The organism is Epibacterium sp. ABV4_022 (assembly GCF_056159345.1).
In genome coordinates, this window is sequence record NZ_JBSWVA010000002.1 from 103,026 (window position 1) to 123,670 (window position 20,645).

Consider the following 20,645-nt stretch of genomic DNA (forward strand, 5'->3'; position numbering starts at 1 on the left):
CGGCGCGGCAAACGCGGCGCGGGTGGACAACGGGAGGGACTTATGTCCGACGCAACACAAAACGACATCAAGAAGGACAGCCGCGTGAACGTGCCGCTGTTCCTGATCTCCGGAGGCTTTATCGCGCTGTTCTGCCTGGCGGCGCTGATCAATCTCGACGCGCTCTCGGCAGCGGTCGACTGGGGGTTCAACATCGCGGCCACCTACTTTGGTCTGTATTGGCAGGTGCTGCTGCTGGCGACCTTCCTGATCGGGCTGGTACTTTGCGTTCTGCCCGGCGGGCGGGCGATCATGGGCGGGCTTGCGGCACCGGAATTCACCACCTTCCAGTGGGGGTCGATGATCATGTGCACCCTGCTTGCGGGCGGGGGAGTCTTCTGGGCGGCGGGAGAGCCGATTGCCCATTTCCTCTATTCACCGCCGCTCTTTGGTGCCGAAGGTGCGACCGCGGCCGCCGTCAACCCGGCCATCGCCCAGAGCTTCATGCACTGGGGGTTTCTCGCCTGGGCCATCCTCGGCTCGCTGACCACGGTGATGCTGATGCATTACCACTATGAAAAGGGCCTGCCGCTGGCGCCGCGCACGCTGCTTTATCCGGTGTTCGGCGACAAGGCGATCCACGGCCCCATCGGGCTGATCGCCGATGCCTGTTCGATCATTGCGGTGGTTGCGGGCACCGTCGGGCCGATCGGGTTCCTGGGCCTGCAAGTCAGCTACGGTCTGGCAGCACTGTTCGGTCTGCCCGATGTGTTTGCCACCCAGTTTGCCGTGATTGCGGGGCTGGTGGCGATCTATACGATCTCTGCCATGACCGGTCTGTCCCGCGGCATCCAGGTCTTGTCAAAGATCAACGTGGTGCTGGCCGCGCTGTTGCTGCTGTTCGTGCTGGTCGCGGGGCCGACCACGTTCATCTTCGGCTCGTTCTTTTCGGGGTTTGGCACCTATGTCGGCAATTTCTTCCAGATGGCCCTGTTCCGCGGCGAGGCTGGCCTGTTCGGCGATCCCGGCTGGCTCGGCTGGTGGACGGTGTTCTTCTGGGGCTGGTTCATGGGCTATGGTCCGCTGATGGCGATGTTCATCGCCCGGGTGTCCCGAGGGCGTTCGATCCGGTCGATCATCCTCATGCTCTCGGTGATTGCACCGATCGTGACCAATTTCTGGTTCACCATCGTCGGCGGCACCGGTATCGCAATGGAACTGGCCGAGCCCGGCACCATCTCAGCCGCCTTCGAAGGGTTCAACCTGCCCGCCGCGCTGCTGGCGATCACCACCAACCTGCCGATGGGCTTTGTGATTTCGATCCTGTTTCTGATCCTGACCACGATCTTTGTTGCCACCACCGGCGATTCCATGAGCTATGTAATTTCCGCCACCATGAGCCACGATGACACGCCCCCCGCGGCCATCCGGGTGTTCTGGGGCATTGCCATGGGCGTGATGGCGGTGATCCTGATTTCGGTCGGCGCTGGCGGCGTCTCCAAATTGCAGAGCTTCATCGTGGTGACAGCGGTGCCGGTCTCGCTGCTGCTGCTGCCCTCGCTCTGGGATGCGCTGCGCATCACCCTAGCTAAAGGCAAGGACAGCTGAGCCTTCGCCCGGGCGCACCCCTGTGCCCGGGCCCCAACCGGCCAGACCCGGCCTCACCACGACACATGGACCCCACCACCACAGACCCCTGCACAAGGCCCCACCGAATGACCGACGTTCCCGCCCGCGATCCTGATCTGGTAATGCGTCTTGCGCGCCTCGGCTCCATCCACCAGTCCCGCCTGTCCTTCATGCGGATCCTGACCCGCCGCATGGCCCGCGACGGCTGGCGGTTCGAACAGACCGCCTTCGAGATCGATGCCAGCGGCGAAGGCCACGCGGTCTATACCGCCCACACGCCGGAGCGCGCCTATTCGCTGGTGGCCTTTGCCCATGACCTGCCGCCGGAGAAACGCTCCGACAGGGTGATCGCCGACGCCTGGGACGCGACCTTCACCCTGTTTGACGGCATCCCGACGCCCGAGGACATCGCGCGGCTGGCACAGAATATCCCCCTGCAGGAAGCAGGCCGCGTCACCGGCAGCGAGCTTTCGGTCTCTCGCGCCAACCGCTCGGTGCGGCTGTGGGAGCATGTGGTCACCGCGCTGGCCGCCGGACAGCAGCCCGACGCGACGCAGATCGACGCCGTCGGCTATCTGATGCGCACCACCGCGGTCTACGGCTCCGGCAAGCTGGGCGCGGCGGATCGCGAGATGATCGCCGACCGCCCCGAATTCCGGGTCCCGTTTCAGGCCGAGATGCTCTCGGTCTACCTGACCCGCTGGTTCGTCACCGACCTTGTGCAACATATGGCGGACTGCCGCGCCGCGCGGTCGGGCAAGACCGCCGCGACCCTCGCGCCCGAACTTGCGCGTTCGATGGGGATCGGCAATTCCACCGGGCTTGGCATGGCCCCCTTCCTGCTCAACCACCCGGTGCTGTTCAACAACTGGATCGCCGCACGGGAAACCGCCCTCAGCCGGGTGCGCGGCCTCGATCAGGCCAGCCCCGGGGACATTGCCCTGTTTCGCGACCTGTTCGACCGCGCAGCGCGGCTGGTCGACAACTGGCACTCCGAACACCCGGTTCAGGTGGACAAGCTACAGGCGCTGCGCGGAGATCTCGACCAGCTGCGCGGCTACCTGGAGCAGGCGGATCTGTCAGCGCCCGCCCCATGGGATACGCTCTACCGCTGGGCCGAGGAAACCTTGTCCCTTGAAGGGCAGGAATGGATCGCCTCGCTGATGCTGGAACCCTACGGGACACTGGTCGATGATCTGGCCGGCACCATGTCGGCCGACAACACGGCCACTTTCCGCATCGCGGGCGCCATGTCGATCGGTGATCTGCGCAACTTGCTGGACCGGGTCTACAGATGGGCCATCGACACCGACTGGGCCGCGCCGGGCAACAAGGCGCGCGCCTGGTACGTGTCCGAGGAAAAGCTGGAACCGCGTCTTGGTGAACGGTTCGAGGAACCGATCGAGGAATACGAGCAGCCGCTCGCCCCCGGTCGCGATGCCGCCCTGCTGCATGCGGCGCTGAAACACTGGCCGGACGACGCGCAAGTGGCCGAATTCATCCTGCGCCACCCGGAGCACCGTCATGTCTTGCGCCGGGTCCAGATCGTGGGCCGCGCGCCCTATGCCGAGATCCGCGACAACACGATTTCCGACCGGGTGCTTCCCATCGACATGCTGCGCTGCAAGCTGGCGTTCTTCGGCGCGACCAAATTCGATCCGCGCTCCGACCGCTGGGTGCGCATCTGCATGTATGGCAACGCCCCGCTTCCCAGCGAGCTGTCACCGGAGACCGCAGATTTCTGGGTGTATCCCACCTTGCCGGAGGTCCAGGCATGAGCCACTCCCTCAATGAAATCGAAGCCATGAGCAAACGCGCCGCACGGGGCGCTGGCCTGTCGTGGGGCCTTGCGGAAGAGGCGGCCAAGGGTACCCGCTGGCTGTCGGCCTTCGGCTTTCCCGGCACCGACCTGCTGGCGGATCTTCTGGAAATGAACGACCGCATCCCGCCCATCGACGTCTCGCCCGTGTCCCTGCGCGCGCCCGTCTGGCATGCCCCCGCGCGGCGCATGAGCCCGCTGATCGCAGGTGCATCGCTCAGCGACTGCGCGATGCGGCTGATGGAGCGCGGCACCATCGCGATGGAGAACATTTGCTTCCCGCTTCTGGCGGTGCCCTTCATGGGCGGCGCAGCACAACGCCTGGGTCATCCGGTGGCAGCGGAATGGGCCGGGGCGCGGCTGGCCACCGACGGACGCCAGCTCTGCGTGCAAGGCGATACGACGGTGTTGCGGGCCAGAATGGCGGATCAGATGGTCTGTACCGCCCCCGCCCAGATGACCGGACGCCGCGAGCCGGTGCTGCGCGCCGATGTGTCGGCCGAAAGCTGGCAGCGACTTTCGACCTTCGCCCACCGCACTTTTGCCCCCGCCACCGACGACAGCCGGCTGCGCGGTGCCGGCGCCGGACTTAGCGACAACGACTGACATTTGGGCCCTGACCCAATGCCCATTTCGAGACACCCAACAGAAAGACCTGCATATGACCGCGACTGAAACCCTGTCCCTGAGCGAGATCGAAGACCTTGCCTTTCGCGCCCTGGTCAAGGCCGGCACATCCGAGGAAAACGCTCGCCCGCTGGCCGTTGCCACCGCGATGACCGAGGCCGATGGTGTCGCCTCCCACGGGCTTGCCTATATCCCGATCTACGCCCAGCACGTCGGCTGCGGCAAGGTCGACGGCACTGCAACGCCGCGACTGTCACATCCGCGCCCGGCAGTGATCTGCGTCGATGCCGAGACTGGATTTGCTCATTCGGCAATCGATCTTGGATTTGAACAGCTGGTGCCACTGGCACGCGAGTTGGGCGTGGCGGTGCTGGCGGTGAACAATTCTTACAATTGCGGCGTCCTTGGCGTGCACACCCGGCGTTTGGCCGAGGCTGGCCTATTTGGGATCGGATTCACCAACGCCCCCGCCTCGATCGCCCCCTCCGGCGGGGCGCGGCCGGTGGTGGGCACCAACCCGTTCTCCATCGCCGCCCCCGATGCAGATGGCTCCGTCGCGGTGCTGATCGACCAATCCGCCAGCACCATCGCCAAGAGCGAAGTCATGAAACACGCCCGCGAAGGCCGCCCGGTGCCCGAGGGCTGGGTGCTGGACGCCGACGGCCAGCCGACCACCGATCCGGAGGCCGGGCTCAAGGGGTCGATGGTGCCTTCGGGCGGTTACAAGGGCGTCGGAATCGCCCTGACCGTGGAACTGATGGCGGCCGCAATGACCGGAGCCAACCTCGGCACCCAAGCCAGCCCGTTCTCTGGCACCGCAGGCGGCCCGCCGCGCACTGGACAGATGTTCATCGCCATTGATCCGCAGGCAAGCTCCGGCGGCGCTTTTGCCGACAAAATGCGCAGTCTTGTCGACTCCATCCACGCGCAGGAGGGCGCACGGCTTCCCGGCGACAGCCGCAAGTCCCATCGACAGCGCGCCGCAGAGCGGGGAGTGGACGTCAATGCGGCCATGCTTGAAACCGTGCGCGGGTTGACCTGACTTCGCGCGTCAAGCGCGCACTGCCACCAAGCGCGGTCCACCAAGGACCGTGCTCCGACGGAACAACGAAAAACGGGGGTGCCTCAAACACCCCCGTAATGTTGATTATGTTATATTATACCGGTGATATACCGAGAGTTGAACCTGCGGCGGATCAAAGTGTCGGAATGGCCTTGCGGACCTCTCGCGCAATCAACGCAGTCAGGACAGCTTTGACGCAGTCACCAGGCAGGAAGGCTGCAGATCCAACAAGCGCCTGCCCCAGCGACAGTTCGGCGATTTGAGCCAGCCATGGCACGCCAAACAGGTACACAACTCCGATGCCACCGATCAGGATGTAAATGAGAGAAAGCAGGAACGCGGGTTGGGTCTTGTGGCGATCAAAGAGCAAGCCGATCACAAATGCCCCCACGACGAACCCGATCAGGAAGCCGCCAGAGGCACCGAAGAACACCCCCGCGCCGCCACGCCCGCCGGCCAACAGCGGCAGCCCAAGCGCGACAAGCCCGAGAAACAGCGCAATGGCCAGACCGCCACGTTTGGCCCCCAGCAACGCGCCTGCCAGCATCACGCCCATGGACTGAGCGGTGATCGGCACGCCAAGCGGCAGCGTAATCTGTGGGATCACGCCAAGCGCCGCCATCAGGGCAGCAAACAGCGCGACGAGAACGATATCCTTCGTATTCATGGGGAGGAGTCCTTGTGTGGTCGTTAGATAGGGTGGCGTTCAAAACCCGCGGGCGTCGATAGCATCCGAGATTTCTTCAGAAATCTTGATGGTCCGCACGATCGAGGGAATGGCGACGGCGAAGGGATTGCGCTCCAACCCCCGGGTTTTCTGAGCTTCGCGTACCTCTTGCACCACCTGCGTCAGCACGGGAATGAAACGCAGGGTCAGCGAGATCGCCAGGCTGATACCCTCGGTACGAAATCCAAAGCGACGCAGCGGTGTCAGTCCGGCCTCGATCCCGTCGATCATATCGCTGGATTTCGTTGTCAGCGTCAGCAGCCCAGCCAGCATCAACAACACCGCAAAGCGCAGGATCACAAAGAGGCCAAAGAGCCAGCTGTTGAAAACCAGCTGGGCGACAAAGATCAGCCCAAAGATCCACCACGCCGGGCGGACCTGCTGCCAGGCCATGGCAACCGACAACCGCGCGACACGGTAGAGGACAAGCGTACCGCAAAGGGCGCCCAACGAGAGCGCGATATGATCGATGGCGAACAGTACAGACCCGGCAATCGCAAGCGCGAGAATTTTCCAGCCCGGCGCAAACGCGTGAAGCGGAGAGTCGCGTTCAACATACAGATCAAGCATCCTGCATTGCCTTTATATATCGAACGGTTGCCCGGTCAGGCTGGTCATCCACCAATACCCGCCCCTCCTCAAAGACGATCGCCCGGTCGAATTTGGACACCAGATCCAGATCGTGAGTGACGACAATCGCCGTCTGCTCCAAAGCCTCGATCGCATTGGCGATTTTTAACTTGTTGCGAAGGTCCAGCAATGTGGTGGGCTCGTCCAAAACCACATACTCCGGGTTCATCACCAGGACGCCGGCAATTGCCAGAAGCTGCTTTTGCCCCCCGCTCAGGACATGCGAGGACTGCCCCCGGCGGGATAGCAGCCCGTATCTGCCAAGGACCTCTTCGGCCAATCGCGCCCGGTCTTGCGCGGGCAGTCCGAGGTTCTTCAGACCAAAAGCAACGTCCTCCTCGACAATCGGAAAAACGATCTGGTTATCAGGGTTTTGAAATACAAACCCGACCTTCTTACGAATGTCACGGCCGTGTTTTGCTGTATCGAGACCATCGACCAAAACCCGCCCCTCTGTCGGCAGACGCAATCCGTTCAAGAGCCGGGCAAAGGTGCTTTTGCCGCTTCCATTGCTGCCCAGAATGGCAATCCGGCGCTCTGACAGGGTCAGGCTGACGTCCCTCAGAACGGGGCTGTTATCAAGTGTCAGACTGACATTTTGAACTTCAATCATTCTTGCGCGCCCTGATCGTCTCTTGGCCGTTGGCGTCTCCGCTGCCGTTCAGCCCATAACGGATCTGCCGAAGAATGAAAAGAATATATTATCTATAATATCAAAATTGCGGCTAACTCTAGCCTGACCCGATGTCCTCCGGGGCAATGGCTACGGATTTCACGATTGCAAATGCCTGCACTCCCGGCGCCAGCTGCAACGCCGCCACCGACCGTTGCGTGACGCGTGCCAGCAAGGGGCCGGCCTGAGTGTCAAGGGTCACCAATGCGCCAGGCCCCTCCCCTGACCGGATAGCCACCACAGTTCCGGGCAGAATGTTCAGCGCCGACATCCCTTCGGGATAGCGGTCTGCCAGAATGACCTCATGGGCAGAGATCCTTAACCGCAATGACGCCCCGGAGGCGGCGGTAACACGGGGCACCAGGATTGGAATCCCGGCGGCATCCAATTCACTCAGCCCGTCGGCATGGTGGCGCACCAAACGCGCATGCAGAATTGAACCGACATTGCGAACACCAGTTGGCACTACGCTTGGATCGGACAGAACATCTCTTGGTGGCCCGATCTGAACGACCCGCCCGCCGTCCAGTACGACAACCGTTGTGGCCAGTCGCGCGACTTCGGCCGAGGAATGGCTGACGTATAAAACCGGGATCTTCAGCTCATCCCGAATGCGCTCGAAATAGGGCAGAATTTCCAGCTTCCGCGGTGTGTCGAGGCCGGTCAGCGGCTCGTCTGCCAATAACAGCTCGGGCGCCGCGAGCAAGGCCCGTCCGATTGCCACCCGCTGCTTCTCTCCTCCGGAGAGCTGCGCTGGAAATCGGTCGAGCAACGCCTCAAGCCCGAGAATGTCGACGATATGGGCCGGCTCCGAGGGGCGCCGACGAAGGGGAAGAAGACGGTATCCGTAATAGAGGTTTCGGCGCACCGACAGGTGCGGAAACAGCCGCGCATCCTGAAAGATGTAGCCGATCCGCCGCCGCCGGGTGGCAAGCGCGACCCCCCGGGAAGCATCATACAATACGCGATCACCGACACGAATATGGCCACGCTCCGGACGGATCAGACCGGCAACGGCATTCACGATCGTCGTCTTGCCAGAGCCGGAGCGCCCAAACAATGCAGTCAGGCCCTGCGGCGCGGAAAACGCTGCCTCCAGCTGAAACGCCCCTTGGCGTAGCGTAATGTCAATTTCAAAACTCATGAGGGTGTGCCCGTCTTACGGAGCCTGCGCCCAAGGAGCTCTGAGAGCAGCAGCGCGAGAAATGAAATCAGTATCGAGATCACGACCAATCGTATGGCGGCGCCCTCCCCGCCCGGCACTTGCAAGAAAGCATAGATGGCGGAGGGCAATGTCTGGGTTTCACCCGGAATATTGGCCACGAACGTGATGGTCGCACCAAACTCACCCATTGCCTTGGCAAAGGCCAGGATTGCGCCGGCAATCAGACCGGGGAACGCCAGTGGCAGGGTCACGGTGAGAAAGATCCAGGGCGCGGATGCCCCCAAGGTGGCGGCTGCGCGCTCCAGCCCGGGATCTACCAACTCGAAGGAGAGGCGCAAGGATCTGACCATAAGCGGAAAGCCCATGATGCCGGCAGCCAAGGAAGCGCCAGTCCAGCGAAAGGCAACCCCCATGCCAAGCGACTCCAACACACGTCCGAATGGCCCCGTCGGACCAAACCCCAGCAACAGCAGGTAGCCAGTTACCACAGGCGGCATGATCAACGGCAAGTGCACCAGGCCGTTCAGCAATTGCTTTCCCGGAAACCGGAAGCGCGCCAGCACATAAGCCGTTGCCACGCCGAACGGCAAACTCACCAGCGTTGCCCAGAGTGCCACTTTGACGGACAGGCGCACCGCGCTCCATTCTTCCGGCCCAAATGATGTCAGCATATTAGCCATCACTCACCAATCAGAGGAACAAACCCCTGTTTGGCAAACAAGGCGATCGCCGATTTGGACGTGAGATGATCCAGAAAGGCGCTCGACGCCTCAGACTGCCGCACTGCCGCCACCGGGTAGATGATCGGCGCATGAAGCTCTGGCGGGATGGAGTAAGCCACCGTGACACGCGGTTCAGCGAAGGCATCCGTGCGGTAAACAATTCCAAACGGCACCGCCCCGGCCGCAACCAGGGCAAGCGCGGCGCGGACATTGGCGGATTGGGCCACGCGCGTCGAAACCTCTTCCCATATCCCCGCCGACCGGAGCGCATTTGCCCCATAGATCCCTGCTGGCACAGCATCAATCTGAGCCATGGACAGCCGCCGCCCCCGCAGTTCACGCGGCAAATCCTGCAAACGCTCCAGTTCCGACTCTCCCGGGGCCGCAATCACCACCAATGTGTTCCCCAGCAGATTTGCCTGTGTGTCAGGGGCAATCAGGCCTTTTTTCGACAGCAAATCCATCCAGGCCAAATTGGCCGAGAAGAATATATCTGCCGGCGCGCCCTGCTGAATCTGTCGCGCGATGACCGAGGAGCCTCCGTAGGAAACCGTTACGGCCTGGCCCGTGTCCTCTGCATAGAGAGCGACAACCTGATCCAAGGCGGACTTGAGGCTGGCGGCCGCAAAGATACGCAGGGGTTCAGCGTGCAGATAGGAGGGAACCAGCAGGGCGCAGACCACTACCAGCCTGACCGCCAACCTCCGAAGTGCGTTTCCAAACGTGTTGTACATTGATTCCGGGCGCCATTGGTGCTGCCCGATCAAACTAGGGTCAGGCTCCGCTCGGATACAAGGCTCAGTGTGGAGGTTTTTCGAAACGGGACAGATTCAGACCCTCGAGATCTGTCCGATACTGCAAACCGTTCTGATCCGGACCTATTGACCCGAGCCGAGGTTTCACGGCCGAAAGGCAGAGATCGTCCCAGTGCTGACGCGGAAGGAGATTCTGTTCGAAGGCATTGGAGAGCACCTGTCGTCGACCAATCCCCGGCCAAACGGTCCGGGATCTGCTGGCCGCGAACCGCCTTTGCGCCCTCGCCAGATCGGGATCAGAACAGCGTGACGTTGTCGACAGCTGCCGGTTTGCGCGCCGGAACGCGGGTCCGAGCAACCGCTGCCTGTTCTTCTTCACCCAAGCGACGGTCATCCGCGACATGGGTTTGCTGTGCCGCCCCTGAACATGCGTGAAAGCGGACGCGCCGGGCGGAGGTACCGCCAACCGAGGAGGACACCACGGGAATGCCTTCATCACGCAGGAAACGCTGTACAAAATCGGCATTGTTCGCCCCGATGTCGGACAGGTTCGCCGACATCTTCGCTCCGCCAAAAACCTTTGCTTTCAGGTTGCTGCGCAAGGCGCCCTTCTTCATAACCCCGTTAATCAGAAGTTCCATCGCATGCACACCATAGCGGGCACTGACCCCGCCGGCACCGGAGGAGGACGCCAGCAAGAAGTGATTCATGCCACCGACCCCGTTCTGATCGTCATAGATACACGCCGCAATACAGGAGCCCAGAACGGTCGAGAACACGACCTTAGAATCCGTTGTGACCTTGTAGTCACCTTGTAAGACGGTGACAGTGTTCGTATTTTGAAAAACAGTCGACAAAGCGGCTTCCTTCCAGATCTTAGGTCTTGCAGGCTTGCAGAATTGCTCCGGCCATTCGGGCCAAAGGCACTTGTTTTTGGGCGGCGCCGATTTCCCAAGCGACCCTGGGCATACCGTAGACCACCGCGGTCTTTTCATCCTGAGCAACGGTTGTTGCACCTGCTTTGCGCAACTCCAGCATGCCCTTGGCACCATCCTGCCCCATACCGGTTAAAATTGCGGCAACAACATCTTTGGCACAGGGCACTGCGGACGAAAAAAGTGCGTCAACAGACGGTGTGTGGCCAGAAATATTCGGCCCCTCCTTCATCCTGATCCGATGCGGTTTGCGTGGGGTGATCCCCATGTGACGCGGTTGCCCGGCCGCAATGTAGACACGGCCCGTTTGCAGCGTCATGTTATCCTCGGCAGCCACGACTTTAGCGGGGCAAATGCGGTCAAGGAGAGACACCAGGCCACTGCCGAAGCTCTTGCCTGTATGCTGGACGATCAATGTCGGCGGACATTGAATCGGAAACCCGACCAGCACATTGCGCAACGCCTCGACCCCGCCTGTCGACGACCCAATCAGAATAATCTTCTTAAAGTCCTCTCGACCGCTGCTGGCCTGTGCCGTGGCTGCAGGTGGCGCGTTGCGTCGCGGCGCCTTGATCATCATGTCAAAGTACTGGACGAACTGTCGCGGGCTATCGGATTTTGTCAGTTCGAAAATACCCGCCCCGACATTCAAGAGCGGAGACGAGCGCCGCGCTGGCGTCGAGTTGGCGTCATCCATGACCGACACCCACCGCACGTCGAGCGCGGAGAAGAGCGCGAGCATCATCTCGAATTCCGGAAGCTTGGTGAAACCGTCCTCGACAAAGGCGAACGAGGGTTGTCCCGCTTCGGCTTGATTGTAGGCCATCATCAGATTGTTGGCGAGCAGCACCTGCAGGCCGGGATAGGCGGCCTCCATGTGGCTCTGCAATGTCCGTGCAAAGTTACGATCGGTAGTAACAATCAATACGCTCAAGGAAGACAATGGCTTACCCACTTGTTTGTCCCGGAGAGCCGGGAAGTTCCTATTGGACTGCACGGTACCTGTTGTGCGGTACTCATACAGCCAGCTCCGTCTTATTCATCGGCTGCGTCCATTGCGTGCCGGACGCTGGTCTGGCGGCGGACCGAGTTGGCATGACACAGGCGGCAAACGCCCGAATCATCGGGACACCCAATACATTTTCCAGGGCCGCAACGCCCAAAGTGTGATTCTGCGCACCGGACCCCGCCTGTTCAGCACAGCCCGGCCACTCGTTCGCACCGCCCGCAGGACCTGCCCCACCGTCGCAAGACGCAAGAAACACTGGAGATTCCCCTCTCGTTCTGGCCTGCGACGACGTGATCATCAAAAACTCCCTGCAACACAGCTCGGTAGAGATGCGCCTATACTTCGGAATATGTTTCTCTCAGCAGGGGTTAATTTGCGCCTTACGCGCCCGAAATGAATGAAGATATGTGCCGAAGGTGGGTCTGACACGACCTTTGGGCCGCCCCGCCATAGAGACACCTGAGATACTCTCTACAGTCAGATCGTCGGCGCCTGTGGGTGAACCTGTCAGTCAGGGTTCCGCTTTCGCGCTTCTCCAGAATGGCGGAAATCAAATGTTAAGCCCCTGCGGCTAAGACTTCTCTCATCGAACTGAAATCTATCGCCGAAAACGGGGGTGCGAATCGCGAAAATGTCCACCGAAACGCAAAAGCATAACCTGGATTTGCCAAATGCCTTCGCGGATCTAGACCCATTGATCGCCTTTTTCAACGCATCACGTGACAAGGCTGTCGAGGTCGATTGTAGCAAAGTAGCGGTGATGCCGTCGCGCTGCCTGCAGCTGCTGCTCGGAGCCGAGCAGCAATGGCGCTCCGAGGGCCTGGGTTTCTCGGTCACCAACATCACCGAGGGGTGCAGAAAATCCCTCACCCTTCTGGGCCTGGAACCCAACCGATTTGAAGACGAGGAAACAGCATGAAAACCAAAGTTCTGGCAATCGACGACTCTCGCACCATCCGGAATTTGCTTGCAGCGACCCTGGAAGAAGCGGGTTTCGAGTATCACTGCGCAGTGGATGGCCGCGAAGGCGTTGACATGTATGACAACGTTGCTCCTGACGTTGTGATCACCGATATCAACATGCCCAACCTCGACGGTTTCGGTGTGATCGAAGAGCTGCGTGGCGATCAGATCAATTCCAAGGTTCCGATTCTGGTTCTCACCACCGAGAGCGCGCCGGAAATGAAGGCGCGGGCCCGTGACGCCGGCGCCACGGGGTGGATCACAAAACCCTTCGACGACCAATCTCTGATTTTTGCCCTGAAGCGTGTCACAGGAGCGGTTGCGTAACATGTCAGGGTCGATTCAAGATACATTCTTTGAGGAGTGCGAAGAGCTCCTTGAGGCAATGGATGAGGGTCTGACCGCCATCGAAGGAGGCGATCACGACCCCGAGGTGGTCAATGCCGTTTTCCGTGCCGTGCACTCCATCAAGGGGGGGGCCGGGGCATTTGGACTGGATGAACTGGTGGCGTTTGCACACAAGTTCGAAACGGTATTCGACGAGGTGCGTTCCAACAAGCTTCAGCTGGATACCAAACTCATCCAGCTCCTGCTCCGCTGCAGCGATCACCTGTCTGATCTGGTCAGCGTGGCACGCGATGGTGGCACCACTGACGAAGAGCACAATGATGTGCTGATCGCGGGCCTGGAAGAGTACCTCGATGAGGAGGAAGAGGATCTCACCTTCGAGCCGATGGGACTTGGCGGCCCTGCCGTCCCGCTTCCACTGGCTGCGGAGGAGGAGAAAACCTACGAAATTCGGTTCCACCCGTTGAAAGAGATGTTCGGCACCGGAAACGAGCCATTCTTCCTGTTCCAGGCACTGTCCGAACTGGGGCCGCTGAAGGTCGAACTCGACGATACGGAGCTGCCCGGTTTTGATGCCATGGCGATGGACGAAAGCTACCTCGCCTGGAACCTGACCCTGACCACATCGGAACCCAAATCGGCCATCGAGGCGGTGTTTGAGTTCGTAGAAGGCCTGTGTGAACTCTCTATCTCATCCGACAAGGAAGCTGAGGAGGACGCCGCTGCCCTGGCTGCACTGAATGCTGCATTTGGCGTACCTGGGGATAGTGCCGAGCCCGAGACGCCAGCCCCTTTTGAAGCGCCGGCACCCGCAGAGGCTACTCCAATGGCAACACCGGAAGCGACAGACAAGGTCGAGACAGCGAAGCCTGAGAGCAGCAAGTCAGAACAGCGCGGACCCAAGCCGACCCTGCGTGTGGACCTGGAGCGGGTGGACCGGCTGATCAACGCGGTTGGCGAATTGATTATCAACCATTCCATGTTGGCGCAGCAAATCGCCAATCTGGATGTTGCTGATCTGCGGGATGTGGAAACCGAACTCGAGGGTTTCAAGAACCTCGCTCGGGACATCCAGGAAGGGGTGATGTCGATCCGGGCTCAACCTGTCAAACCACTGTTCCAGCGCATGGCCCGCATCGTGCGGGAGGCGTCTTCAGCCACGGAAAAGACAGCCAAGCTCATTACCGAAGGCGAGAATACCGAAGTCGACAAGACGGTGATCGAGCGTCTCTCTGATCCGCTGACCCATATTCTACGCAATGCGGTAGATCACGGTATCGAGAAACCAGAGGACCGCGAGGCCGCTGGCAAGAGCCGTGCGGGTGCCATCCGCCTGTCCGCGTCGCACCGGTCCGGCAGTGTCTGTATCGAAATCAAGGACGACGGAGCCGGTGTGAACCGTCCTCGTGTGAAGCAGATCGCGATCGACAAGGGGTTGATCCCGGAAAACGCCGATCTGACGGATGCTGAGATCGATAACCTCTTGTTCCTGCCCGGGTTTTCGACGGCGAAAGAGGTGTCCAACCTCTCGGGTCGCGGTGTCGGCATGGATGTTGTGAAGAATGCGGTTACTGCGCTTGGCGGGCGGATCAATATCTCCTCTACGCCGGGCAAGGGATCCACATTCACGATCATCCTGCCACTGACACTGGCGGTGATGGACGGCATGGTTGTTTCCGTTGCCGACCAGACCATGGTGGTGCCGATCACATCCATCATCGAAACCATGCGTGGTAGCGACGATATGATCAACAGCCTCGGCGCAGACGGAACGCTTCTGTCCATCCGCGGCAACTTCGTGCCCATCTGTGACGTGGCCGGCGCTCTCGGGCTTCGCAAACCCGAAGGTGACAAACCACCGGGCGTCTATCTTCTGGTTGAGACGGAAACGGGCCAGCGAAGCGCGCTCGCCGTCGACGATATTCACGATCAAAGGCAGGTCGTGATCAAGAGCCTCGATGGAGTCTGCGGGAATATTCCCGGCGTCGCCGCAGCAACGATCCTTGGTGACGGCAAGATCGCAATGATCTTGGACTCGGAGAGCATAATCGCGGCCTCACCCACATCAGCCACCTTTGATTCAGATCGGAGAATGAGCAATGCAATCGCAAGCTGAAGTTAAAATTGGCGACCAGGAGGTCAAACATGCTCAGCAGAGCGAGTTTGTCAGCTTCACCGTCGCAGGTCAGGCGTTCTGCCTGAAGATCACCCAGATCCGGGAGATCCGTCGCTGGGCACCGGTTACCATCCTGCCGCACGCGCCCATGGATGTTCTCGGGGTCATGAACCTGCGGGGCGCCGTGATCCCGATCTACGACCTGTCGGCACGGTTCGGTTTGCAACAGACCGAAGCCAGCGAGCGCAATGTCGTCATCGTGGTTGCGGTCCATGGCAAGCCTGTTGGTCTCCTGGCGGAGTCCGTTTCCGAGATCATCTCGATCAATCCGGAAGAGATCCAGGACACGCCTCCTGTCGATAGCCGTTACACCATGGAGTATATTCAGGGTATCATCTCTCACGACGACACCATGGTTCGCATCATCAACCTCGACGCAGTCATTTCTGCACCGGAGCAAGGCCTCTCGTGAGTATCGCTGGTCCCATCGAACCCCTAGATAGCGGCATTGTCCTGTCAGATCAGGACTTTGAGGCCATTGCACAATTTGCTTACAAGCATTTTGGCCTGGCCATGTCGCCCAGCAAGAAGCCCCTGGTCTCTTCTCGCTTGTCGCGCAAGTTGAGAAAGCAGAACATCCGCGCGTTCAAGGACTACTTGAAGCGGCTGGAGGGGCCCAATGCCGAGCAGGAACGCAGTGAGTTGCTGTCGTTGCTTACGACCAATGTCACGCAGTTCTTCCGCGAACCACACCACTTCGAAACGCTGCGCAAGGATGTTCTGCCGCCGCTGATCGAACGTGCGAAGAAAGGCGGTCGCGTTCGGATCTGGTCTGCGGGATGTTCGATCGGACAGGAACCTTACACGATTGCCTCCGTCTTGCACGGGATGTGCCCCGATGCGGATCGTTACGACATCAAGATCCTGGGCACCGATATTGACCCGGTGGTCGTACGCACCGCCGAAGTGGGCCAGTATCCGCTGGAGGATTTCGAAGGCATTCCAAAGGAATACAAGATGCAACTGGAGGCGGGTGACAAGGCCAATACCGGTCGTGTGCCGCAGCATCTACGCAAAAAAGTGACGTTTGGGGTGCTGAACCTGATCCAACCCTTCCCGTTCAAGGGCAAGTTCGATGCAATCTTCTGCCGCAACGTCGCGATCTACTTCGACAACCCGACACAGCAGAAGGTTTGGCAAGCCTTCCAGAAATCGCTGACTCCGGGCGGGTATCTCTTCATCGGTCACTCCGAGCGCATGTCAGGGCCCGCTGCGCAACATCTGAAAACCGTCGGCATTACTACTTATGTCAACACGCCTGGCTAAAAACGCACTCACGGTTAGCCACGACGAGAACACGAGGAATAAACAATGAGCTTGAAAGACTCCCTGCGCGTGATGGTCGTCGACGATATGTCGACCAGCCGAGGAATTCTAACCCAGTGTCTCGATGAACTTGGTGTCAAGAACTACCTGGTCGAAAACAACGGGCAATCAGCGTTCCAAAAACTGGCAACAAATCCGGTTCACTTGGTGCTGTCCGACTACAACATGCCGGGAATGGACGGGTTGGGTTTGCTCCAAGCCGTTCGTGGCAACGCTGCGACACAACGGATCGGCTTCATCCTTGTAACCGGCAAACCCACTCCCGAGATGATCGAGGTCGGCAAAAAACTTGGCCTGAACAACATCATCCGCAAACCGTTCACAGTGGCGTCGATGCGACAGGCCATCGAGCAGGTCGTGGGACGTTTGTAATATGGCTGATCAATCTTCTAAACCGCTCGATACGGTATATGCGAATTCGGCGCGCGAAATGCGCCAGCTGCAAAGCCAGATTCAGCAGCTGGAAGATACTGTATTAACCATAGTGGAACGCCGTACTCCTCCCACAAGTGCAGAAATTCGCGAGCTTCAGGATTTTGACCTGATATCGCAAACACTGGGTGGGCTGTCCGTTTTCTTTGACAAGCTACGTGAACAAGTCGGCACCGAAGACTGCACCAATATCGATCAGGCGACCGAAAGTGTCACTCTTCAAAAGCTACGGGACAGGCTGCGCGAAAAGCAGGAGCTTTTTGAGATATGAGGCTACGACAGCGCATTGCTCTTGGCGTTGCCTGGGAGTTCGAACGCTGAAAACACCAAGAAGGTTCGGAGTGGCAGATTTTTCTGCCACTCCGAACCGCAAATCAGTACCTCGCTCGCGCGGCGCCTAAGCGGCCGACACAGCGAAGTCGGGCAACGACGCGTATAGCTCCGCGGCAATTGCCGGTGGTCCCGCTTGATACTGCTCAGTCGCCGAGACAGGCTACGAACGCCGCGCCGGTCTGCTTGAGAAGATCCGCGTAAAAGGTCTCCCCCGTTTCGATATCCATTCCCAATGGATCGATGACATAGGAGGACACATCGGTTCCTTCGGTCACGGTACGGACAAGCCCCGGATTGAACTGAGGCTCCGAGAAGACACAGGTCACCCCAGCCTCATCGACAGCGTTGCGGATTTCAGCGATCCGCGAGACGCTGGGATCAGACGCATCACCGAGTGAAATCGCGCCCAGGGACGTCAGCCCAAAACTTTGCTCGAAATACTGAAATGCATCATGAAACACGACAAACTGCCCGTCATGACCGGCCAATTGTCCATTCAGATCAGCGACAATCTGATCGATCTCTGCCTGCCCCTCGATGGCATTCGCCTCGTAAATCGACGCGTTCTCGGGATCAACTTGTGAGAGTTCCTCTGCGATCAGCGCCAGCCACTGCTTGCCATTTTCAGGTGACAGCCAGGCATGGGGATCAACCCCGTCATGTGCATGGTCATGATGCGAATGATCATGCTCGGCATGCGCATCATGGTCGTGCCCGTGATCGTGGTCATCGTGATCACCATGTTCATGATCGCCATGATCGTGCCCATCGTGACCTGCCTCGTGATCATGGTTGTGATGCTCTTCGTCGTGTTCATGCGTCCCTTCCGTCACCGCGGGAGCGAACACCGCCCCCTGCCGAAAGTCGAGGCGCGTGATGCCCGAGGCGTCCAGAAGAGAGACCACATTGACGCCATCGGTCAATTGGGTGATCGGCTCCTCCAACCAGGGCGCAAGCGCCTCACCAACCCAGAACACCGCGTCCGCGTTCGACAGATCTCGCGCATTTGACGGGCGCAGGCTGTAGCCATGGGGCGATGCTCCCGGGGGCACAAGAACCGCAGGCTCCCCCACTCCGGCCATCACTCGGGCGACAAGACCCTGGATCGGAGCAATATCGGTCACCACCTTCGGCGCGTCGGCTGCGGCCGGAAATGCCAATATGGAAAGTGCCACGGCGGATGTCAGAGATTTGGGAAGCATAGCGGCTCCTAAGCGACTGTTATATCATAACCAACACACGGCTTGATAAACGTCATGTTGTAACATATCAATCCCAAATCCGCAGCAACGCAACGGAGGCTCCATGGACAGCGTTGGCTTTGTTTCGCACGACCATTCCCGCTGCATCACGGGCGGCCTTTCCGCAGTCGAAACCTACTGCCGGGAAAAACGGCTGCAATTCACGCCTGTGCGCCGCCGCACCCTGGAGATCCTCCTGCAACAGCACCGCGCCCTCGGCGCTTATGAAATTCTAGAATATTTGCGCGACGAGGGACTGGGATCTCAGCCCCCGGTGGCCTATCGCGCCCTGGAGTTCCTGGTCAAACATGGGTTTGTGCACAAGATTGAACGCCTGAACGCGTTCATTGCCTGTATGCACCCCGGCGAAACCCATACCCCGGTGTTCATGATTTGCCGCAAATGCGACAGCGTCGCCGAGGCGCAGCGGCAACCGATGCAAGGGCAATTGGGGGATGCTGCCCGTGCAGCCGGTTTCTTGATAGAACGCACCGTGGTGGAGGCCGAAGGCCTTTGCCCGCGCTGCCAGGACTGATTAAATGCGTCTCGTCACGATTGCGAATGCGACAATCCGGCACAGCGGAGCACCGGTACTGCGCAATATAAATTTTCATATCGACAGGGGCGAAATTGTCACCGTTCTGGGGCCGAACGGGTCAGGGAAATCAACCCTGCTCCGCACGATTATCGGCGCGCTGGGGCTGAGCGACGGTGCCATTGAAAAAGCACCGGATCTGCGCATCGGCTATGTGCCGCAACAACTGCATATCGACCCGACCCTGCCGTTGACGGTACGCCGGTTTCTCAGCCTTCCTCGGCGCGTCGATGACTCCGAAGCCCACAGCGCGCTTGCCGAAGCGGGCGTGCCGGGGCTTTATGATCGCCAGATGACCGGATTGTCCGGCGGCCAGACCCAGCGCGTTCTCCTGGCGCGCGCCCTCTTGTCCCGTCCGGATTTGTTGATCCTGGACGAAGCAACACAAGGGCTGGATCAACAAGGGTCGGCCAGTTTCTACCAGAAAATCGAAGAGGTCCGCACCGAACTCGGATGTGCGATCCTGATGGTCAGCCATGAATTGCATGTGGTCATGGCGGCATCGGATCGTGTCATTTGCCTGAATGGACACGTATGTTGCGAAGGTGCGCCCGCCCAAGTGGCAAGCGCACCGGAGTATCGCGCCCTCTTTGGAACCGATACCCAAGGCACCCTGGCGCTTTATCGTCACGATCACGATCATAGCCACGATTGCGTCCAGGACCACAGCTCCGATGGACAGAGTTCTGCATGAGTTTTCTCGATGACTTTATCATCCGTGCCGCCTTGGCCGGCATTGGTGTCGCGCTTGCGGCCGCCCCGCTGGGCTGCTTTGTCGTTTGGCGCAAGATGGCCTATTTTGGCGATGCAACCGCCCACGCATCGATACTTGGTGTCGCATTGGCGTTGGCATTTGATGTGTCCATCTTTGGCGGCGTGATGGCGACGGCACTGCTGATGGCGGGCAGCATCACACTGCTCAGCGGGCGCGGCTATGCGATGGATACACTGCTCGGTGTCATGGCACATAGTGCGCTCGCGCTCGGTCTGGTTGCGGTGTCATTTCTGCACGGCGTGCGCGTTGATCTCATGGCCTATCTGTTCGGCGATATTCTGGCGGTGTCACGGATCGATATTGCCGTCGTCTGGCTGGGGGCCTGTCTCGTTCTGGTGCTCCTGTGGTGGCGTTGGTCGTCCCTTTTGACCGCCACGCTGAACCCCGAGCTGGCCCGTGCGTCCGGCATTTTGCCACAACGGGAACAGCTCATATTGACCTTGTCTCTTGCCGTTGTCGTTGCAGTGGCCATCAAGGTCGTGGGGGTTCTGCTGATCGCCGCCATGCTTCTGATCCCAGCAGCGACTGCACGCCCCTTTGCAAACACGCCGGAGCGTATGGCCCTGCTTGCAACCCTGATCGGCGTGATGTCGGTGTTGGGGGGGCTTTACCTGTCTTTCGGCCTGGATACACCAACCGGCCCAACCATCGTCAGCTGCGGAACCGGCTTGTTCGTTGGTGTCAGCGTGCTGCGGCTTCTGCCGTTCTGGCCACGGCGCTGAA

General features: G+C 60.0%; 23 protein-coding genes. 14 read left to right on the forward strand and 9 right to left on the reverse strand.

What is annotated here, in order from left to right; translation table 11 throughout:
* Positions 1–42: 42 nt before the first annotated feature.
* From ACXAF5_RS19560 to ACXAF5_RS19575, 4 genes are all read left to right on the forward strand, one after another.
* Positions 43–1,587 carry a BCCT family transporter gene (locus ACXAF5_RS19560; RefSeq protein ID WP_474947929.1) on the forward strand — a complete coding sequence of 515 codons (1,545 nt, stop codon included), beginning with the start codon at positions 43–45 and terminating at the stop codon, positions 1,585–1,587.
* Positions 1,588–1,694: 107 nt separating this feature from the next.
* Positions 1,695–3,386 carry a hypothetical protein gene (locus ACXAF5_RS19565; RefSeq protein WP_474947930.1) on the forward strand — a complete coding sequence of 564 codons (1,692 nt, stop codon included), beginning with the start codon at positions 1,695–1,697 and terminating at the stop codon, positions 3,384–3,386.
* Positions 3,383–4,033: a DUF3726 domain-containing protein gene (locus ACXAF5_RS19570; RefSeq protein WP_474947931.1), complete on the forward strand. Its 651-nt coding sequence runs from the start codon at positions 3,383–3,385 to the stop codon at positions 4,031–4,033. Before ACXAF5_RS19565 ends, ACXAF5_RS19570 begins: the two co-directional genes overlap by 4 nt.
* A gap of 55 nt (positions 4,034–4,088) precedes the next feature.
* A complete protein-coding gene (locus tag ACXAF5_RS19575; protein WP_474947932.1) occupies positions 4,089–5,096 on the forward strand; it encodes an Ldh family oxidoreductase in 1,008 nt (335 codons plus the stop codon).
* Positions 5,097–5,250: 154 nt separating this feature from the next.
* On the opposite strand, the gene ACXAF5_RS19580 is transcribed toward ACXAF5_RS19575, so the two are convergent.
* The 8 genes from ACXAF5_RS19580 to ACXAF5_RS19615 all read right to left on the reverse strand — a co-directional run bounded on the left by ACXAF5_RS19580 (position 5,251) and on the right by ACXAF5_RS19615 (position 11,601).
* The gene (locus ACXAF5_RS19580; RefSeq protein WP_474947933.1) at positions 5,251–5,784 is read right to left on the reverse strand and encodes a biotin transporter BioY; all 534 of its coding nucleotides are present in this window, start codon (positions 5,782–5,784) and stop codon (positions 5,251–5,253) included.
* Between the two features lie 39 nt (positions 5,785–5,823).
* Positions 5,824–6,414, reverse strand: coding sequence for an energy-coupling factor transporter transmembrane component T family protein (locus ACXAF5_RS19585; RefSeq protein WP_474947934.1), 591 nt, complete (start codon positions 6,412–6,414; stop codon positions 5,824–5,826).
* Positions 6,407–7,087 (reverse strand): energy-coupling factor ABC transporter ATP-binding protein, encoded by a 681-nt coding sequence (locus ACXAF5_RS19590; protein ID WP_474947935.1) that lies wholly within the window; start codon positions 7,085–7,087, stop codon positions 6,407–6,409. Before ACXAF5_RS19590 ends, ACXAF5_RS19585 begins: the two co-directional genes overlap by 8 nt.
* A gap of 118 nt (positions 7,088–7,205) precedes the next feature.
* Positions 7,206–8,291: a molybdenum ABC transporter ATP-binding protein gene (modC, locus tag ACXAF5_RS19595; protein WP_474947936.1), complete on the reverse strand. Its 1,086-nt coding sequence runs from the start codon at positions 8,289–8,291 to the stop codon at positions 7,206–7,208.
* Positions 8,288–8,983 carry a molybdate ABC transporter permease subunit gene (gene modB, locus ACXAF5_RS19600; protein ID WP_474947954.1) on the reverse strand — a complete coding sequence of 232 codons (696 nt, stop codon included), beginning with the start codon at positions 8,981–8,983 and terminating at the stop codon, positions 8,288–8,290. Before modB ends, modC begins: the two co-directional genes overlap by 4 nt.
* A gap of 8 nt (positions 8,984–8,991) precedes the next feature.
* A complete protein-coding gene (gene modA, locus ACXAF5_RS19605; RefSeq protein WP_474947937.1) occupies positions 8,992–9,735 on the reverse strand; it encodes a molybdate ABC transporter substrate-binding protein in 744 nt (247 codons plus the stop codon).
* A gap of 350 nt (positions 9,736–10,085) precedes the next feature.
* A complete protein-coding gene (locus ACXAF5_RS19610) occupies positions 10,086–10,646 on the reverse strand; it encodes a chemotaxis protein CheD (RefSeq protein WP_239324350.1) in 561 nt (186 codons plus the stop codon).
* A 19-nt stretch (positions 10,647–10,665) separates the two neighbouring features.
* Complete coding sequence (locus ACXAF5_RS19615) at positions 10,666–11,601, reverse strand: CheB methylesterase domain-containing protein (protein ID WP_239324391.1); 936 nt, start codon at positions 11,599–11,601, stop codon at positions 10,666–10,668.
* A gap of 763 nt (positions 11,602–12,364) precedes the next feature.
* Between ACXAF5_RS19615 and ACXAF5_RS19620 the strand changes: the two genes are divergently transcribed.
* Genes ACXAF5_RS19620 through ACXAF5_RS19650 form a run of 7 tightly spaced genes read left to right on the forward strand, consistent with a single transcriptional unit; the run spans position 12,365 to position 17,249 of the window.
* A complete protein-coding gene (locus ACXAF5_RS19620; RefSeq protein WP_239324347.1) occupies positions 12,365–12,652 on the forward strand; it encodes an STAS domain-containing protein in 288 nt (95 codons plus the stop codon).
* Positions 12,649–13,023, forward strand: a complete 375-nt coding sequence (locus ACXAF5_RS19625) for a response regulator (RefSeq protein ID WP_239324344.1) — start codon at positions 12,649–12,651, stop codon at positions 13,021–13,023. The genes ACXAF5_RS19620 and ACXAF5_RS19625 overlap by 4 nt, the downstream gene beginning before the upstream one ends.
* Position 13,024: 1 nt before the next feature.
* Positions 13,025–15,160: a chemotaxis protein CheA gene (locus ACXAF5_RS19630; protein ID WP_239324341.1), complete on the forward strand. Its 2,136-nt coding sequence runs from the start codon at positions 13,025–13,027 to the stop codon at positions 15,158–15,160.
* A complete protein-coding gene (locus tag ACXAF5_RS19635; RefSeq protein ID WP_005612856.1) occupies positions 15,144–15,632 on the forward strand; it encodes a chemotaxis protein CheW in 489 nt (162 codons plus the stop codon). Before ACXAF5_RS19630 ends, ACXAF5_RS19635 begins: the two co-directional genes overlap by 17 nt.
* Entirely contained in the window at positions 15,629–16,486 is an 858-nt protein-coding gene (locus ACXAF5_RS19640; RefSeq protein ID WP_239367553.1) for a CheR family methyltransferase, read from the forward strand. Before ACXAF5_RS19635 ends, ACXAF5_RS19640 begins: the two co-directional genes overlap by 4 nt.
* A gap of 45 nt (positions 16,487–16,531) precedes the next feature.
* Complete coding sequence (locus tag ACXAF5_RS19645; RefSeq protein ID WP_239324335.1) at positions 16,532–16,918, forward strand: response regulator; 387 nt, start codon at positions 16,532–16,534, stop codon at positions 16,916–16,918.
* A gap of 1 nt (position 16,919) precedes the next feature.
* Positions 16,920–17,249, forward strand: coding sequence for a hypothetical protein (locus ACXAF5_RS19650; protein ID WP_239367551.1), 330 nt, complete (start codon positions 16,920–16,922; stop codon positions 17,247–17,249).
* 205 nt (positions 17,250–17,454) lie between these two features.
* Here the strand turns inward: ACXAF5_RS19650 and ACXAF5_RS19655 are convergent, their stop codons facing one another.
* Positions 17,455–18,513, reverse strand: coding sequence for a zinc ABC transporter substrate-binding protein (locus ACXAF5_RS19655; protein WP_474947940.1), 1,059 nt, complete (start codon positions 18,511–18,513; stop codon positions 17,455–17,457).
* A 103-nt stretch (positions 18,514–18,616) separates the two neighbouring features.
* Here ACXAF5_RS19655 and ACXAF5_RS19660 point away from each other — a divergent pair, with 103 nt between their 5' ends.
* From ACXAF5_RS19660 to ACXAF5_RS19670, 3 genes are read left to right on the forward strand one after another with little or no spacing between them, the layout of a single operon-like run.
* Positions 18,617–19,087 (forward strand): transcriptional repressor, encoded by a 471-nt coding sequence (locus ACXAF5_RS19660; RefSeq protein ID WP_239324325.1) that lies wholly within the window; start codon positions 18,617–18,619, stop codon positions 19,085–19,087.
* Between the two features lie 4 nt (positions 19,088–19,091).
* Positions 19,092–19,841: an ATP-binding cassette domain-containing protein gene (locus ACXAF5_RS19665; protein ID WP_474947941.1), complete on the forward strand. Its 750-nt coding sequence runs from the start codon at positions 19,092–19,094 to the stop codon at positions 19,839–19,841.
* On the forward strand, positions 19,838–20,644 hold the full coding sequence (locus tag ACXAF5_RS19670) for a metal ABC transporter permease (protein WP_239324321.1): 807 nt from the start codon (positions 19,838–19,840) through the stop codon (positions 20,642–20,644). Before ACXAF5_RS19665 ends, ACXAF5_RS19670 begins: the two co-directional genes overlap by 4 nt.
* The last annotated feature ends 1 nt before the right edge of the window (position 20,645 follow it).